Annotated in this window: 15 protein-coding genes; 7 read left to right on the top strand and 8 right to left on the bottom strand. The window is 70.1% G+C overall.

Going from position 1 to position 14,983, the window contains the following annotated elements:
* Positions 1–122: 122 nt before the first annotated feature.
* Positions 123–1,133 (bottom strand): inner membrane protein YhjD, encoded by a 1,011-nt coding sequence (gene yhjD, locus QSK30_RS29970; RefSeq protein ID WP_285507978.1) that lies wholly within the window; start codon positions 1,131–1,133, stop codon positions 123–125.
* A gap of 128 nt (positions 1,134–1,261) precedes the next feature.
* Here yhjD and QSK30_RS29965 point away from each other — a divergent pair, with 128 nt between their 5' ends.
* From QSK30_RS29965 to QSK30_RS29955, 3 genes are all read left to right on the top strand, one after another.
* Positions 1,262–1,867, top strand: coding sequence for a RhiA family protein (locus QSK30_RS29965; protein WP_285507975.1), 606 nt, complete (start codon positions 1,262–1,264; stop codon positions 1,865–1,867).
* Between the two features lie 194 nt (positions 1,868–2,061).
* The gene (locus QSK30_RS29960) at positions 2,062–2,727 is read left to right on the top strand and encodes a RhiA family protein (protein WP_285507973.1); all 666 of its coding nucleotides are present in this window, start codon (positions 2,062–2,064) and stop codon (positions 2,725–2,727) included.
* 178 nt (positions 2,728–2,905) lie between these two features.
* Positions 2,906–3,574, top strand: a complete 669-nt coding sequence (locus tag QSK30_RS29955; protein WP_285507972.1) for a RhiA family protein — start codon at positions 2,906–2,908, stop codon at positions 3,572–3,574.
* On the opposite strand, the gene trpS is transcribed toward QSK30_RS29955, so the two are convergent.
* Complete coding sequence (gene trpS / locus QSK30_RS29950) at positions 3,571–4,605, bottom strand: tryptophan--tRNA ligase (RefSeq protein WP_285507969.1); 1,035 nt, start codon at positions 4,603–4,605, stop codon at positions 3,571–3,573. The genes QSK30_RS29955 and trpS overlap by 4 nt on opposite strands.
* Before the next feature lie 181 nt (positions 4,606–4,786).
* On the opposite strand from trpS, the gene QSK30_RS29945 reads away from it, so the two are divergent.
* Positions 4,787–6,298 carry a S8 family peptidase gene (locus tag QSK30_RS29945; RefSeq protein ID WP_285507967.1) on the top strand — a complete coding sequence of 504 codons (1,512 nt, stop codon included), beginning with the start codon at positions 4,787–4,789 and terminating at the stop codon, positions 6,296–6,298.
* A gap of 79 nt (positions 6,299–6,377) precedes the next feature.
* Here the strand turns inward: QSK30_RS29945 and QSK30_RS29940 are convergent, their stop codons facing one another.
* The 4 genes from QSK30_RS29940 to QSK30_RS29925 form a co-directional block, all read right to left on the bottom strand.
* On the bottom strand, positions 6,378–6,632 hold the full coding sequence (locus QSK30_RS29940; RefSeq protein ID WP_285507966.1) for a hypothetical protein: 255 nt from the start codon (positions 6,630–6,632) through the stop codon (positions 6,378–6,380).
* A gap of 309 nt (positions 6,633–6,941) precedes the next feature.
* Positions 6,942–7,742 (bottom strand): exodeoxyribonuclease III, encoded by an 801-nt coding sequence (locus QSK30_RS29935; protein ID WP_285507964.1) that lies wholly within the window; start codon positions 7,740–7,742, stop codon positions 6,942–6,944.
* A 50-nt stretch (positions 7,743–7,792) separates the two neighbouring features.
* Entirely contained in the window at positions 7,793–8,101 is a 309-nt protein-coding gene (locus QSK30_RS29930; RefSeq protein ID WP_285507963.1) for an SH3 domain-containing protein, read from the bottom strand.
* Positions 8,102–8,277: 176 nt separating this feature from the next.
* Positions 8,278–9,495, bottom strand: a complete 1,218-nt coding sequence (locus tag QSK30_RS29925) for an NADP-dependent isocitrate dehydrogenase (RefSeq protein WP_285507962.1) — start codon at positions 9,493–9,495, stop codon at positions 8,278–8,280.
* A 133-nt stretch (positions 9,496–9,628) separates the two neighbouring features.
* Between QSK30_RS29925 and QSK30_RS29920 the strand changes: the two genes are divergently transcribed.
* Entirely contained in the window at positions 9,629–10,021 is a 393-nt protein-coding gene (locus tag QSK30_RS29920) for a hypothetical protein (protein WP_285507960.1), read from the top strand.
* Between the two features lie 334 nt (positions 10,022–10,355).
* Here the strand turns inward: QSK30_RS29920 and QSK30_RS29915 are convergent, their stop codons facing one another.
* Entirely contained in the window at positions 10,356–10,922 is a 567-nt protein-coding gene (locus QSK30_RS29915; protein WP_285507958.1) for a GNAT family N-acetyltransferase, read from the bottom strand.
* 58 nt (positions 10,923–10,980) lie between these two features.
* Between QSK30_RS29915 and QSK30_RS29910 the strand changes: the two genes are divergently transcribed.
* The gene (locus QSK30_RS29910; RefSeq protein WP_285507956.1) at positions 10,981–11,799 is read left to right on the top strand and encodes a metal-dependent hydrolase; all 819 of its coding nucleotides are present in this window, start codon (positions 10,981–10,983) and stop codon (positions 11,797–11,799) included.
* Between the two features lie 334 nt (positions 11,800–12,133).
* On the opposite strand, the gene QSK30_RS29905 is transcribed toward QSK30_RS29910, so the two are convergent.
* A complete protein-coding gene (locus QSK30_RS29905) occupies positions 12,134–14,239 on the bottom strand; it encodes an NACHT domain-containing protein (RefSeq protein ID WP_285507955.1) in 2,106 nt (701 codons plus the stop codon).
* A gap of 108 nt (positions 14,240–14,347) precedes the next feature.
* Here QSK30_RS29905 and QSK30_RS29900 point away from each other — a divergent pair, with 108 nt between their 5' ends.
* Entirely contained in the window at positions 14,348–14,983 is a 636-nt protein-coding gene (locus QSK30_RS29900; protein ID WP_285507953.1) for a dihydrofolate reductase family protein, read from the top strand.

Here is a 14,983-nt window from a genome sequence, read left to right as displayed (position 1 = left end):
AGCGACCGCCTCCTGAGCTACCGGACTCCGCAGCCCGCGCACGGGCGGCAGCACGGCGGGGCACCCGATGAAGGCACCGGCGGATCCGCCGGTGCCTCATGCGACCAACTACCCCGGGTCGGTCAGGGCTTGCGGCGTCCCCGCCAGGCCAGCGCCAGCACCGCGCCGACGCCCACCAGGCCCACCGCCTCCTTGGCGCGCGGGGCCCGGGAGACCTCCACCACCGGCCGGATCACCGCGGGCGGCGGCGCGGCCACCGGCTCGCGGATGATGTTCTCCTTGGCCGTGGCCGTCCACGCGGTGATGAACAGCAGGAACCTCGACACCAGGTTGGCGAACACCAGCAGACCCACGATCGGCCCGACCAGCGAGCCCAGCGGCCCGCCGATCACCGAGTTCAGGTAGATCGTGCCGACGACCTTGAGGATCTCGAACCCGATCGCCGCCGCCAGCGCGCCGCGCACCGCGCTCTTCACGCTCACCTTGCGGCGGGGCAGCCGGGAGATCACCCAGAGGAACACCAGCCAGTTCGCGCCCAGGGACAGCAGGGTGGTGATGATGAACAGCAGGACCTTGGCCCACGTGTACTCGCCGAGGCCGATCCAGTCCAGGATCGTGTCGGCCAGCCCGCTGCCGAAGGCGCTGAGCCCGAACGAGATCGCCATCGCCGCGCCCAGGCCGAGCAGGGACAGCAGGTCGACCAGCATGCCGCGCAGGAACGGCTGCTCCACCGGCTTGTGGCCCCACTGCGCGGTGAGCGCGTCGCGCAGGTTGCTCATCCAGCCGAGGCCGGTGTACGCGGCGGCGATGAGGCCGATCACGCCGACCTTGCCGCGCTCGGAGATGGCCGTGTTGACCAGGTCGGTGAGCAGCCCGCGCAGGTTGCCCGGGGCGGCGGAGGTGATGCTGTCCTGCAGGCTCTGGAGGGTCTCGGGCTGCCCGGCGAGCACGAAGCCGAGCACCGCGAAGGCGATCAGCATGAGGGGGAAGAGCGAGAGCACGCTGAAATAGGTGATCGACGCGGCGAAGTGGTTGCCGTAGCGCTCGGTGAACGCGTCGAAGGCCCTGATGAGGTGGTCGATCCCGGGGCGCCGCTGCCGCAGCCTGGCCAACTTCGACTCGTTCTCGGTCACCGCCAGAAGTCTAGCCACCCGACCGTCCCGCGCAACGCGAAAGATCTTCACCCAAATGCCGGGCGCCTCGATTCCACCGTGGACCCGCACCGACTTATCGTGACGGGAAAAGCACCGGGGAGGGCGGCATGTATTCCATCCGGATCTTCAACGATTCCCCGCTCGACGGGCAGAACGCGATCGTCTTCCAGCAGCCGCTCGCGACCGCGCCGGTCTCGGTGCTCGCCTGGCACTCCAGGATGTGCCACCCCGACACCCGGGTCCGGTTCGAGTGGACGGTCCGGCACTGCTTCGTCTGGGGCCACGCGGGTGAGCTCAGACCGGGGGTCGACTACGACGCGGGCCAGGAGGTGCCCGCCGACCTGGACTCCCGCAACGAGATAACCCTGGACTACCCCGACGGCGGTTTCGTCTTCACCGACCAGGCCGACGGCCTGCACGAGGCACTGACCGTGCGGGAGAGCGCGGCGGTCCCGGGCAACGGGAACCCGCGGCGCGGCTGCGTCGGCATCGGCATGGACGGCGCGGGGACCGCCGTGCTCCCGACCACCCCGCACGACTGGGTCCAGTTCACCCCGACGCCCGCGTACTGGGTCGCGTTCGGACGGTTCGGCCCGGGCACCGTGCTGCCGCCGGACGGACTCGTTGTGCCGCAAGAGATCGACTTCCCGGTCACGACCGGCACCGCGGACTGCGTCTTCGACGGTGACAAGTGGACAGTCCACTACTGGTGAAACACCGCCGGAAACACCCGGAGGCACCAACATCACCAATTCCGGCAACCATTCTCCGTAGCCGGGGTAGGCCATCGGAACAGGTCCAGAACACCTTCGTGTGGCAGGCGTTTCACCGCTATCCGGGCCGGGTCTAGCGTGGGGAAGCGCCGCACTCGCGGCCATTCCCACACCGCCGACCAAGGAGTTCCCGCATGTCCAGCGCCCTCAACGACATCGACATCTCCGACCTGCAGGCCCTGCTCGGGACCTCGTACACGATCAAGGTCAACAACAACTCGAACCTGGACAACCACAACGCCGTGGTGTTCCAGGACGCGCCACAACTGCCCTCGGACGTGTCCAAGCTCGCCTGGCTGTCCAAGACCTGCCACTCGCACACCAGGGTCAGCTTCAACTGGACCCTGAGCTACAACTTCGTCTGGGGGCAGAACGGCAACCTGCGCCCCGGCGCCAGCTACGACGCGGGCCAGGAGATCCCGGCCGACATCAACTCCAACAACCTGGTCAACCTCAGCTACATCGGCGGCGGCTTCGCCTTCGACACCCCCACCGACGGCACCCGGGGCAGCCTGGTGATCAAGGAGGACGGCACCGTGCCCGGCTCCGGCAACCCGAACCAGGGCTGCGTGGGCATCGGCATGAGCGGGGCGGGCACCTTCGTGCTGCCCACCGAGCCGGGCTACTCGGCCCAGTTCGACCCGCACCCGCAGTACTGGCTCGCCTTCGGCCGCTACGCCGCGGGCGTCGTGGTGGACGAGAGCGGCATGACCAACCCGGTGAACATCGAGTTCAGATCCGGCAACACCGTCGCCGACTGCGTCTTCGACGGCAAGAACTGGAACATCACCTACTCCTAGGACCCGGCGGGGGCGGCGCCTGCGGGGCGGCGCCGCGGCTCGGCGGGATTCAGACCCCGCAATCGCCCGAACGGGGCGGTTTTCGGGGTGATCGGGTGATCATGATGTCCGGCGGCGGGGTGGAGTTCTAACGTCGTCGGAACCCGTACCGACCCGATCGCAGAACAGGACACACCGTATGACTGTGACATTCCAGGACGTCGACGTAGCCGACCTGGTGCCGTCGCTGGGAGCCAAGCACACCCTCAAGGTCACCAACAACTCCACAGTGGACGGTCACAACGCCGTGCTGTTCCAGACCTCGCCGTCGCTGCCCGACGGCGCGGTCCCGCTGGCCTGGCTGGCCCGGCTGTCCAGGCCGCACACCGAGACCACCCTCGAGTGGACGCTGCGCTACTGCTTCGTGTGGGGCAGGCAGGGCAACCTGCACGCGGGCGTCGACTACGGCGCGGGCGGCCAGCTCGACGCCGACCTGTCCCGGCACAACCTCGCCCGGCTCGTGCACGGCGGCAGCGCGTTCGGCTTCCGCCGCGAGCCGGGCAGCCACCCCGCGGGCGCGCTGGCCATCGTCGAGGACGAGTCCGTCCCCGGCGCGGGCGCCTACCACCGCGGCTGCGCGGGGATCGGGATGGACGGCGCGGCCACCTTCGTCGCACCGACCGAACCCGGCGCGGGTCTGCACTTCGACCCGCACCCGGACTACTGGCTCGGCCTGGCCCGCTACGCCGCGGGCGCGGTGGTCGACCCGGACGCGGTGCTGGCCCCGGTGCGACTGGTCTACCCGAACGGCAAGACCAGGGCCGAGGCCACCTTCACCGGCGAGAGCTGGACGATCAGCTACCGCTAGCGCAGGAAACCGACCTTGTCGTAGACCCTGGACAGCGTGGCCGAGGCGACCTCCCTGGCCCGCTGCGCGCCGTCGTGCAGGATCTTGTCCAGCTCGGCCGGATCGTCCAAATAGGACTTGACCCGGTCGCGGACCGGCGTGGCGAACTCGGCGACGACCTCGCCGAGGTCCTTCTTCAGGTCCCCGTAGCCCTTGCCCTCGTAGGCCACCTGCAGCTCGTCGACGGTGCGGTCGGTGAGCGCCGAGTAGATCCCCAGCAGGTTGCTCACCCCGGGCTTGTTCTCCTGGTCGAACACCACCTCGCGGCCGGTGTCGGTCACCGCCGACCGGATCTTCTTCGCCGAGGCCTTGGGGTCGTCGAGCAGCTCGATGATGCCCGCCGGGCTGGACGCCGACTTCGACATCTTCGCCGTCGGGTCCTGCAGGTCGTAGATCTTGGCGGTGCCCTTGAGGATGTAGGGCTCAGGCGGGGTGAACGTCTTGCCGAAGCGGGAGTTGAACCGCTGCGCGAGGTCGCGGGTCAGCTCCAGGTGCTGGCGCTGGTCCTCGCCGACCGGCACGTACTGCGGCCGGTAGAGCAGGATGTCGGCGGCCTGCAGGATCGGGTAGGTGAACAGCCCGACGCTGACCACGCCCTGCTTGGCCGACTTGTCCTTGAACTGCGTCATCCGGCCCGCCTCGCCGAACCCGGTGAGGCACTGCATCACCCAGCCCAGCTCGGCGTGCTCGGGCACCTGGCTCTGCGCGAAGAGCGTGCTGCGGGCCGGGTCGAGCCCCAGCGCCAGCAGCTGCGCGGCCGAGGTCCTGGTGCGCTTGCGCAGCAGCTTGGGGTCGTGCTCGACGGTGATCGCGTGCAGGTCGGCCAGGAAGTAGAAGGTCTCGTGCGTCTCCTGCAGCGCGACCCACTGGCGCACGGCACCGAGGTAGTTGCCCAGGTGGAAGGAGTCCGCGGTGGGCTGGATGCCGGACAGCACGCGCGGCTTGCGCTCCGGCTGGGTGCTCGTTGGCGTGCTGGTTGGCTCAGTCGACACCCCCGAAGTGTCCCAGGCACGCGCATCCGGCTCGCGTCCGACCTGCCCAGGCCGGGTGGGCTGCCCCATCCGGCGGATTGATCGCGCGGGTCGGGGGTGACAGGTTCACCGCAGTCCAGGTCGCCCCTGACGCCCGACCGGCGCGCGACCTGGGCCAAGGCAAAACTGTGGAGGTTCACCCGTGCAGAGACGTTCACGACTCCGCCTGCTCGGCGCCGCGGTGGTGATCGCGACGGCCACGACCGGCCTCGCCACCATCGCGGGCCAGGCTTCGGCCGCACCGGTGGTGCAGACCGCCGAGGCCGCGCACTTCGCCGTGCTCGGGCAGCCGGGCCACGGCCTGTCCAAGGTCGAGAAGGCCGTCCGGGACTCCGGCGGCACCGTGGTCAAGAGCTGGCCGCAGATCGGTGTGGTGATCGCCAGCTCCACCAACGCCAACTTCGCCGCCACCGTGCGCGGCAAGCACGGCGTGCAGGGCGCGGGTGCCACCCGCGCGCTCGCCGAGCTCGCCGTCCCGACGCCGACCGCCCGGATCGCCGCGGACAGCTCGCGGACCCTGGAGAACACCGAGGCCACCATCGCCGCGGGCGCCAAGCAGGTGCCCGCCGACGAGGGCGACCCGCTCAGCCCCAACCAGTGGGGCCTCAAGGCCATCAAGGCCGACAAGGCGCACGCCATCTCCCTCGGCAGCCCCAACGTCGTGGTCGGCGTGCTCGACTCCGGCGTCGAGGCCACCCACCCCGACCTGGCCGCCAACATCGACGCGGGCCGCTCGGTCGGCTGCACCAACCAGGGCGTCCCGGACACCACCCCGGCCGCCTGGGCGCCGACCACCAGCGACCACGGCACGCACGTCGCGGGCATCATCGCCGCGGCCAAGAACGGCGTCGGCGTCGTCGGCGTCGCCCCGAACGTCAAGCTGGCCTCGGTGAAGGTCGTCGACGACGGCGGCTTCATCTACCCCGAGTACGCCATCTGCGGCTTCGTCTGGGCCGCCGAGCACGGCATCAAGGTCACGAACAACTCTTACTTCGTCGACCCGTACTACCTGTGGTGCCGGAACGACCCGGACCAGAAGGCGGTCGCCACCGCGGTCACCCGGGCCATCGAGTACTCCGCCGACCGCGGCGTGGTCAACGTGGCGGCGCTGGGCAACAGCAACTGGGACCTCTCGCACGACATCGTCGACTCCGGCAGCCCGAACAACGGCACCCCGGTGACCCGCGAGACCGGCCCCGAGTGCGTCGAGCTGCCCGGTGAGGTGCGCGGCGTGGTGGGCGTGTCCTCCACCGGCGTGCAGAACCTCAAGTCGTACTTCTCCAACTACGGCCGCACCGAGACCGAGGTGGCCGCCCCCGGTGGCGACGCCAAGCAGATCCCGGGCACCCCGGACGCCAACGGCCGCATCCTGTCCACCGTCGTCGGCGGCGGCTGGGGCTACAAGCAGGGCACCTCGATGGCGTCCCCGCACGCCACCGGCGTGGTCGCGCTGATCCGCTCGACCCACCAGAACTGGTCGGCCGACCGGGTCATCGCCGAGCTGCAGCACGACGCGGACCGGCTCCCCTGCCCCGAGGGCGGCGTGTACGACCCGGACGGCACCGGCACGTGGAAGGCCACCTGCGAGGGCGGCCGCTCGGGACGGGGCTTCTACGGCTCCGGCCTGATCGACGCGCTGGACGCGGTCCGGTAGGACAACCGGTCAGGTAGCGCAGACCGAAAGAGCCCCCGCGGGTACGCCCGCGGGGGCTCGTCCACGCGTTGGGGAGGACTCAGGCCGAGTTGTCGACCTGGACAGCGGCCCGGCGCGGCGCGGGCACCGGGACCTGAACGACGGTCGGCACGACCACCTTGGCCACCTTCCGGCGGCGCAGCAGCCCGACGACCAGGCCACCGACACCGACGATCACCGCGGCGATGCCGACGGGACCGGCGATGGTGAACGGAACGCTGCTCTCGACAGCGGGGGCGGCCGAGGCCACCTCGGCCGTACCGACGAGCAGGGCAGCGGAGAACACCACGGGCACCGTTGTCCGGACACCCAGGGAGCGCACTATCCGCGCTTTCACAAGCTGACACCGCCTGACACTGTTGTACCGTCCCTCGATTGGACGAAGCACCACCGGCCTGGCCCCCGAAAACCACGACCGATCGCGGTCACCAGCGACCGCCCGCTCGGCTGATGCAGGCGAGCGTAGCCCTGTCGGGTGTGGCCTGCGGCACGGGGTAGTCGATCAACCGGCGATAAAAGTGAACGCTGCGTGCCCTCTCGTGCGCACACCGTCGCCCACCTGCGCGAACACCGCGGGCAGCAGAACGGTCGGCAGCCGCGGCTGTCACCCGTTGGTGGGCCAGGCGAAGGTGGCCGTCATCGGGGCGTGGTCGGACCAGCGTTCGGCGTAGCTCGCCGGGCGCTCGACCACCGCCGAGACCGCCGTGGCCGAGATCGCCGCGGTGCCGACGACCAGGTCGATGCGCCAGCCGGAGTCGTTGTCGAACGCCTTGCCGCGGTAGGACCACCACGTGTACGGCCCGGGCCCCTCCGGGTGCAGCAACCGCAGGACGTCGCGGTAGCCGGTCTCGGCGGACAGGACGCTGGACAGCCAGTCGCGCTCCTGCGGGGTGAACCCCGCGTTCTTGCGGTTGGTCTTCCACGCCTTCAGGTCGATCTCCTGGTGCGCGATGTTCCAGTCGCCGCAGACCAGGACCTCGCAGCCACCCGCGGCGGCCTTGTCGCGCAACTCGACCAGGTAGGTGTGGAACGCGGCCAGGAACCGCTCCTTCTCGTCCTGCCGCGCCGTGCCGACCTCGCCGCTGGGCAGGTACACGCTGGCCACGACGAGACCGGGGAACCACGCCTCGACGTAGCGCCCGCTGTCCTCGAACTCCGCCGCCCCGAACCCGGTCCGCGTCGCGCTCGGCTCGGTGCGCGAGTAGACCGCGACACCGTTGCGGCCCTTGACCGCCGACTCGGCGTAGACGGTGTGCCAACCGGGCACATCCGGCCGCTCACCGTCGGCGGCGCGCACCTCTTGCAGGCACACGACGTCCGCCGGGGTGGCGGCCAGCCACTCCAGGAAGCCCTTCTTGGCGGCCGCGCGCAGACCGTTGACGTTGATCGTGGTGACCGTCAGCACGCGATCACCCTAGAGACCCGCCCGCGCGCCGCCGAACAGGCCCGACGGCCCTACCCGCAGTTGCGCCCGGCCAGCGGTTTCAGGAACTCGGTCGAGGCCCACCGGTTCTCGCCGAGCTTGCGGAAGCCGTTCTGCACGGCGGGGTCCGCGTCGGTCTCGGCGCCCTGCTTGAACTTGCCCACGACATCGGCCTTGGCGTCCGGCGCGACCCGGACGTTGAGGATGTCGGCGGTCACCGAGACCCGGCACGCGGCGGGGTTCGTGGTCGACGAGGCGCCCTCGGACGGCGCGCCCATGGAGTAGATGACCGCCACCGCGATCACCCCTCCACCGATGAGAATCCCCTTCGGCACTACCACGGCACGTCACGCTCCCCATCGCACGGCACAGACGACACCACCAACGGTGGCTCACGCACACGGTCGCACGCCAGTGGCAGAACGCGGAACCACCCGCAGGGGCCAACGGCGGGCACCCACGGTCACGAAAAGGGCCCCCGCCGCGCGAACGCGACGGGGGCCCACCCGGGCGTGGCTCAGCCCGCGGCCTTCTGCAGGTTCTCGTCGAGCGTGCCGAGGAACTCCTCGGTGGTCTGCCAGGCCTGGTCCGGCCCGACCAGCAGCGCCAGGTCCTTGGTCATCGCGCCGCTCTCGACGGTCTCGATGACCACGCGCTCGAGGGTCTCGGCGAAGCCGGTGACCTCGGGGGTGCTGTCCAGCTTGCCGCGGTGGGCCAGCCCGCGCGTCCAGGCGTAGATCGACGCGATCGGGTTGGTCGAGGTGGGCTTGCCCGCCTGGTGCTGGCGGTAGTGCCGGGTGACGGTGCCGTGCGCGGCCTCGGCCTCGACGGTGCGGCCGTCCGGGGTGGAGAGCACGGAGGTCATCAGGCCCAGCGAGCCGAAGCCCTGCGCCACGGTGTCGGACTGGACGTCACCGTCGTAGTTCTTGCAGGCCCAGACGTACCCGCCCTCCCACTTGAGCGCCGCGGCGACCATGTCGTCGATCAGGCGGTGCTCGTAGGTCAGGCCCTTGGCGTCGAAGTCGGCCTTGAACTCGGCCTCGAAGACGGCCTGGAAGATGTCCTTGAAGGCACCGTCGTAGGCCTTGAGGATGGTGTTCTTGGTCGAGAGGTACACCGGGTACTCGCGCTGCAGGCCGTAGGAGAACGAGGCGCGCGCGAAGTCCTCGATGGACTTGTTGTAGTTGTACATGCCCATGGCGACGCCGCCGTCGGCACCGAAGTTGGTCACCACGTGCCGGATCGGCTCGGAGCCGTCCTCGGGCGTGAAGGTGATCGCCAGCTCGCCCGCGCCGGGCACCTTGAAGTTGGTGGCCTTGTACTGGTCGCCGTGGGCGTGGCGGCCGATGATGATCGGCTTGGTCCAGCCCGGCACCAGCCGCGGGATGTTCGAGATGATGATCGGCTCGCGGAAGACCACGCCGCCGAGGATGTTGCGGATCGTGCCGTTGGGCGAGACCCACATCTTCTTCAGACCGAACTCCTCGACCCGCGCCTCGTCCGGGGTGATCGTCGCGCACTTGACGCCGACGCCGTGCGCCTTGATGGCGTTGGCGGCGTCGATCGTCACCTGGTCGTCGGTGGCGTCGCGGTGCTCGATGCCCAGGTCGTAGTACTCGAGGTCCACGTCGAGGTACGGGTGGATCAGCTTGTCCTTGATGAACTGCCAGATGATGCGGGTCATCTCGTCGCCGTCGAGTTCGACGACCTTTCCCTGGACCTTGATCTTGGCCATGAGCCGCGGTGCTCCTCTCGCCTTACCACCTGTGGAAAACGGTACAAGCGTACTGCTAACCGGGCGCACGTCGCTCGCTTGTGTGCACGGTCACCCGACCCGGATGGTAGAGCGTCAGGGTATCTTGACGTGCATGCACGATCTGGAACTCCCGGGCCACCGCGGCACCGTCATCGACCTGCGCCCCACCTGCGACTGCGGCTGGGCCTCCGAGCACCGCTTCCCCACCCCGGCCGCGGCCGAGGAGGACTGGTGGCGCACCCACGCCCTCCCGACCGCCGAGGCCGAGCCGCCGTCCTGGCTGCTGGTGAAGTCCGACGTCCTGCGCGAACAGGTGCAGGAGATGATCTCCACCCGCCCCGAGGCGGCCCTGAAGCTGCTGGCCGAGGTCGACGCCTGGCACCGACCGCTCACCCACGAGGCGGTCGCCGCCGCCCGGGCCCGGGGCGCCTCCTGGGCCGACATCGGCGCGGCGCTGGGCACGACCAGGCAAGCGGCCCACGAGCGCTTCCGCACCCTGGGCTGATCCAGAGCCTGACCTTGGCAACTGGCGTTCCCGGCTTGTGATGCGGGGTGCTGGATTGGGTGAACTCGCTTTGTTCGGGGCCCCTAAGAAAAGAGGCGCCGTGGGTAGAGCGGGTGGGAAAGGGATACCCACCGCCTGGGCCAGGCTAGCGCCTCTTTTCTCCCCGAACAAAGCGAGTTCACCCAATCCAGCAGTGTGGTGCGGGGGCGACGGTCAGGCGGTTCTCCAGTTCGCAAGAACAGTGCCCGCGACTTGCCCTGGGCACGTCCTGTGGGCGTGCGGCCAGGGCGAAGTCAGCTGGATGCCCTGCAGCACAAGCTATCCCCGGGAGTGCCTACCCCTCGGTCAGGTCCCGCCATTCGTCGGCGAGCATCGCGTAAATGGTCTCGTCGGCCCACCGGCCGCGGACGAACTCGTTCTCGCGCAGGTGGGCCTCGTGCCGCATTCCCAGCCGCTCTAGTACGCGACCGGAGGGGCGGTTGAGGGAATCGAGGCGACCCACGATGCGGTGCAGGCCCAGCTCCTCGAAGCCGAGGCGCAGCAGTTGCACGGCGGCCTCGCCCGCGTAGCCCTTGCCGTGGTGGTCGGGGTGGAGGGTGTAGCCGATCTCGCCGCCGAGGTGCTCGGCGCTGTGCCAGCCGAGGGTGACGTCGCCGATGAGCTCACCGGTCTCGCGCAGGGCCACCGCGAGCACGATCTTGTCGCCCGCTTCCTCGATCTCGGTCATCAGCAGCCGGTCCTGGATGGCCTGCGCGACCTCTTCGCGCGTTCTGGGCCCCCAGTAGAGGTACTTCGTGACATCCTCGCGGGACTGGATCTTGAACAGGGCGTCGAGGTCGTCCTCGGCGAACGGGCGCAGGAACAGTCGGCGGGTCGTGATCGGATACGCGGGACGCAGCACGCCACCGATCCTAGGGTCGGCGCGGCGATACGGCTTTCGAGTTATCAGGGGGTAGGGCGTGTCCACGGGACCGACGCATGCGATGAGCGGCCTCGCGGCCTGGGGAGCGGTCACCGCTCTCGCGTCCGGTAGCGCTATCGGCAACCTCTCCCCCAAGGGCTGGCTGGTAGGCGCGGTCCTCGCCACCGGCGCGGCACTGCTACCCGACCTAGACCACCCGGAGTCGACCGTCTCGAGCACCTTCGGCCCGGTCAGCCAGGCGGGCTCGAAGCTCATCAACGCCCTCAGCCACGGCGTCTACCGGCTCACCCGCACCAAGAAGGACTCCAACCGCGACGGCGGCCACCGCGGCCTCACCCACACGCTGTTCTTCGCGGTCGTGGCCACCGTGGTCACCACCGCCATCATCCAGACCAGCCGCTCGTGGGCGCTGCCGGTGCTGATGTTCTTCTTCTGCGGCCTGGCGGTGCGCGGCATCATGCACAAGTGGTGCCCCCGCAACGACGCGCTGTGGATCACCGGCACCGCGCTGGTGCTCACCTACGCCTGCCTGCGCTGGACCGACCAGACCGACGCCAACGCCGCCGCCTGCGGGGTGGCGGTCGGCATCGGCTGCGTCGCGCACTACCTCGGCGACGCCATCACCGAGCAGGGCTGCCCGATCCTGTGGCCGGTCCCGATCGCGTGGAAGACCTGGTACCCGGTGGCCCCGCCGAAGATCATGCGGATGCGCACCGGCGGCCGGGTGGAGATGGCCGTCGTCGGCCCGGTGCTGACCGCGATCGCGGTCTGGATGTCGGCGATCGCCCTGCACCGCGCGGGAGTGCTGCCGATGCTGGACGGCGTGCCACTGGAGCCGTGGGCAGACGCGGGCTGACCGGGTGTGCCCGTTTGGGCTGTCCCGTCGTGTGTACCCACGGGTAAAGCGGTGGGCTCGATCTGGTGGACTGCCTTTGCGTGGGGCCCCTAGGGACCCTGCGTGGGGAAAAAGCGTGGGGTGAAGGGCATCCCCACGCACGGCAAGTTTGCAGGGTCCCCCACCCCACACAAAGGCAGTCCACCAGATCGAGCAGTGTCCGTCGGGGGCCGGCGGTACCAGCCGAGTCGGCTTCTCTTCAACAACAAGTGCTGGGCTGGGCTGACTGGTCTGGCGGTTCGCACCTCGAAGGCCGTCTAGTAGTTGTTCCCGCTAGTAGTCGCTCCCGTGCGTGTCACAGGTCGCCAGTGCCGCGCCCACCCCGGGTCAGGTGGTCCTGGAGCCGGGCGTGCCGGAACTGGTAGACCGCGCCCGCTTGTCGCAGGACACCGCGCTGGTAGGCGTCGTCGAGGAACTCGGGCAGCGCCCAGGGCAGCTTGCCGGTGAGCGGCAACCAGATCCGCCCGAACACCAGCCAGTGGCCCCAGGCGGTCAGCGCGAGCGCGTAACTGAGCCCACCGCCGAGTCCGCCCAGCAGCCAGAAGCGCAACCCCGGCCCGAACTCGAGCTCGATCGGCACCACGAACAGGCGCAGCACCTCGGTCATCGACAGGATCCCGCCGACCACGATGAATCCAAAGAGGACAGTGAAGATCAGCACCCGGGCGAGCACGTTGACCCGGTTGGCGCGCAGCAGGTCCGCGGGCCGGACGGCGGCCCGGACGTCGAGCTGGGTCTCCAGCGCGGACAGGACGCCGAACACCACCCCGCTCGCCAGGCCGAACACCGGGCCCAGCACGGACCCGGCCAGCAGTCCGGACAGCAGTGTGTCCAGCAGCCGGACACCGTCGAAGGTGAGGTAACCGAGCAGGCCGAACACCACTCCGTTGGCGACCCCGAAGGCCGTGCCCGCCACCAGCCCGGTGGCCAGCCGGGCGCGCCAGTTCGCCCGCGCGGGCGAGAGCCTGCCGGTGACCCGAACACGGGACGGCTCGAACGCGCTGTCCGCCCGCGCCAGGCGGCGGTAGACGCCGCCGAACATCACCCCGACCAGCAGCCCGTTGCCGAGCGCGTCGATCATCAAGATCAGGGCAGGCCGCTCCCTGAACACGTCGACGCGCGGGTAGGTCAGCAGGTCGATCGCCCCGTTCAGCACCGCGACCACCAGCGCGCACACGGCACCGAGCACGAACGCCCTGGCCCCCGGTCGAACCGCCGAGGACAGCCGCCACCAGGCGAGGTCCCGGGTGCCGAGCCGGTCGAGGTGCCGGGCCAGGTGGCCGAGCCAGTGCCGGGCGCGGTCGGCGTCCCAGCGCGGGTCGAGGCCGACCCGCCGGTACGCGGTCGGGATGACGTTGTCGAGGAGGTGCTCCTCGACGACCTCGGCGGTGCTGAACCTGTTGGTGTCCAACAACTCCGCGGGATCGCGGTGGGGTGTGTCGCTGTAGGTCGTGCGGGCAAGCGCGACCATCAGCGGCGTGGTGAACACCGCGGCCAACGGTCCCGAAGGGCTGCGGCGCACCTCGGCCAGGACGGGATCCCACGCGCTGGAGACGGTGCCCGCGGAAACGATCTTGCGGGTGCTGCGCGGCAGGTAGGCGTCCAGGTCAGCAGGCGCGAGGTCGGTCAGCTCAACCGCGGCGGCGGCGGTCAGCACATCCGTCCCCGCCACCGCGGCCGCGTACTCGGCAGTGCGGCTGGTCAGCAACAGCGGGAGGGCACTGGCGTTGAGCGCCTCAAGGGCAGCGCGGTGCAGGCCGTCGGCGATCTCGTCGAACCCGTCGAGCACCGGCAGCACCCAACCGGCCGAGACCAGCGCGGCGGCCATCGTCGACCCGCCCGGCGCGGCCGCGGCCAGCCCGGGGTGGTCGCGCAGCAGCGCCGCGGTGAGCCAGTCCCGCAGCTCGGTGCGACCGGGGTGCCAGGACCCGAGGCCGAAGATCACCGGAACGGGGTCGCCGTCGCCCCGGACCGCCAGGGTGTCCAGCACGAACCGCGAGGTCAGGATCGTCTTCCCGGCGCCGGCCCGGCCCAGCACGACCAGGCGCCCGGAGGGGATCCGGCGGTACAGCTCGGCGATCCCCGGCAGCCGACCGGAGAGCACCAGCGGTTCCGCCGAGCCGCCCGCGGGCGTGCCGCGGATGTTGGCCCAGTGGTCAGTCAGCTCCTCAGGCGCGGGCCGCCAGCCGACCGGCAACGGGAACGGGTCGCGCACCCGGCGCTGCTCCTCCTCGCGCCGCCAGCGGGTGGCGACAGCGTGCGCGAGCTGGTCGGCGGTCTCGGCCACCGCGTCCCGCCGCGGGTTGACGATGATCTTCCCCGCCTGCACCACCGAGCCGTGCACGGTGCCGCCGACCTGGTTGTGCGTCGAACCCATCAGCGGTACGCCCTTGTCGCCCATCGGTGGCCCCCAACCGACACCCGCAGCCAGCGTAGCGGGACGGACACCCAGAGTCACCAGTTCGGCGAGGTACCGTCGAGCGGACCAACCACTCACCGGGAGCAACGCATGGGCCTCGTCCACATCGAACTGTTCGCCACCCTGGACCTCGTCGGCCAAGCCCCCGGCGGCCCCGAGGAAGACCCCACCAACTTCCCCCACGGCGGTTGGCAGGCACCACTGCTGGACGAGGTCGCCGGGGCACAGGTAGGCGCCGCGTACGAGGGCACGGACGCACTACTCCTGGGCAGGCGAACCTACGACCTCTTCGCCGCCTACTGGCCACACCAGGAGGGCGGCCAGGACAACGAGATCGCCACCCTCTTCAACAGCGTCCCGAAGTACGTGGCGTCCCACGGCACCCCCAACCTCACGTGGGCAGGCTCCACCCAACTGGCCCCAGACCTGACAAGCGCGGTACGCGAGATCCGCGACCGACACGAGAACATCAAGGTCGTCGGCAGCCTGAACCTGGTACAGACCCTCCTGCGCGAAAAACTCTTCGACCGCCTCGACCTCTGGATCCACCCGATCGTCCTGGGCACCGGCAAGAAGATCTTCGACGGCGGCGCCGTACCCACGAACATCACCCTGCTCGAACCACCGGCAACCAGCCCAACGGGCACCGTTTACCTGCGCTACGGCCTCGCCGATGGCACCCCCGGCACCGGAGACATGAGCGCCCCCAACCGAGGCACCGACTAG

It is taken from the genome of Actinokineospora sp. NBRC 105648, from assembly GCF_030269645.1.
Classification (GTDB): Bacteria; Actinomycetota; Actinomycetes; order Mycobacteriales; family Pseudonocardiaceae; genus Actinokineospora.
This window is presented reverse-complemented; position numbering and strand designations above follow the sequence as displayed.

Excerpts from the sequence above, each read along its gene's own strand:
- QSK30_RS29965 (WP_285507975.1), top strand. The coding sequence starts at position 1,262 with ATGTATTCCATCCGGATCTTCAACGATTCCCCGCTCGACGGGCAGAAC.
- QSK30_RS29920 (WP_285507960.1), top strand. The coding sequence starts at position 9,629 with ATGCACGATCTGGAACTCCCGGGCCACCGCGGCACCGTCATCGACCTG.
- QSK30_RS29955 (WP_285507972.1), top strand. The coding sequence starts at position 2,906 with ATGACTGTGACATTCCAGGACGTCGACGTAGCCGACCTGGTGCCGTCG.
- QSK30_RS29905 (WP_285507955.1), bottom strand. The coding sequence starts at position 14,239 with ATGGGCGACAAGGGCGTACCGCTGATGGGTTCGACGCACAACCAGGTC.
- QSK30_RS29925 (WP_285507962.1), bottom strand. The coding sequence starts at position 9,495 with ATGGCCAAGATCAAGGTCCAGGGAAAGGTCGTCGAACTCGACGGCGAC.
- QSK30_RS29900 (WP_285507953.1), top strand. The coding sequence starts at position 14,348 with ATGGGCCTCGTCCACATCGAACTGTTCGCCACCCTGGACCTCGTCGGC.
- QSK30_RS29960 (WP_285507973.1), top strand. The coding sequence starts at position 2,062 with ATGTCCAGCGCCCTCAACGACATCGACATCTCCGACCTGCAGGCCCTG.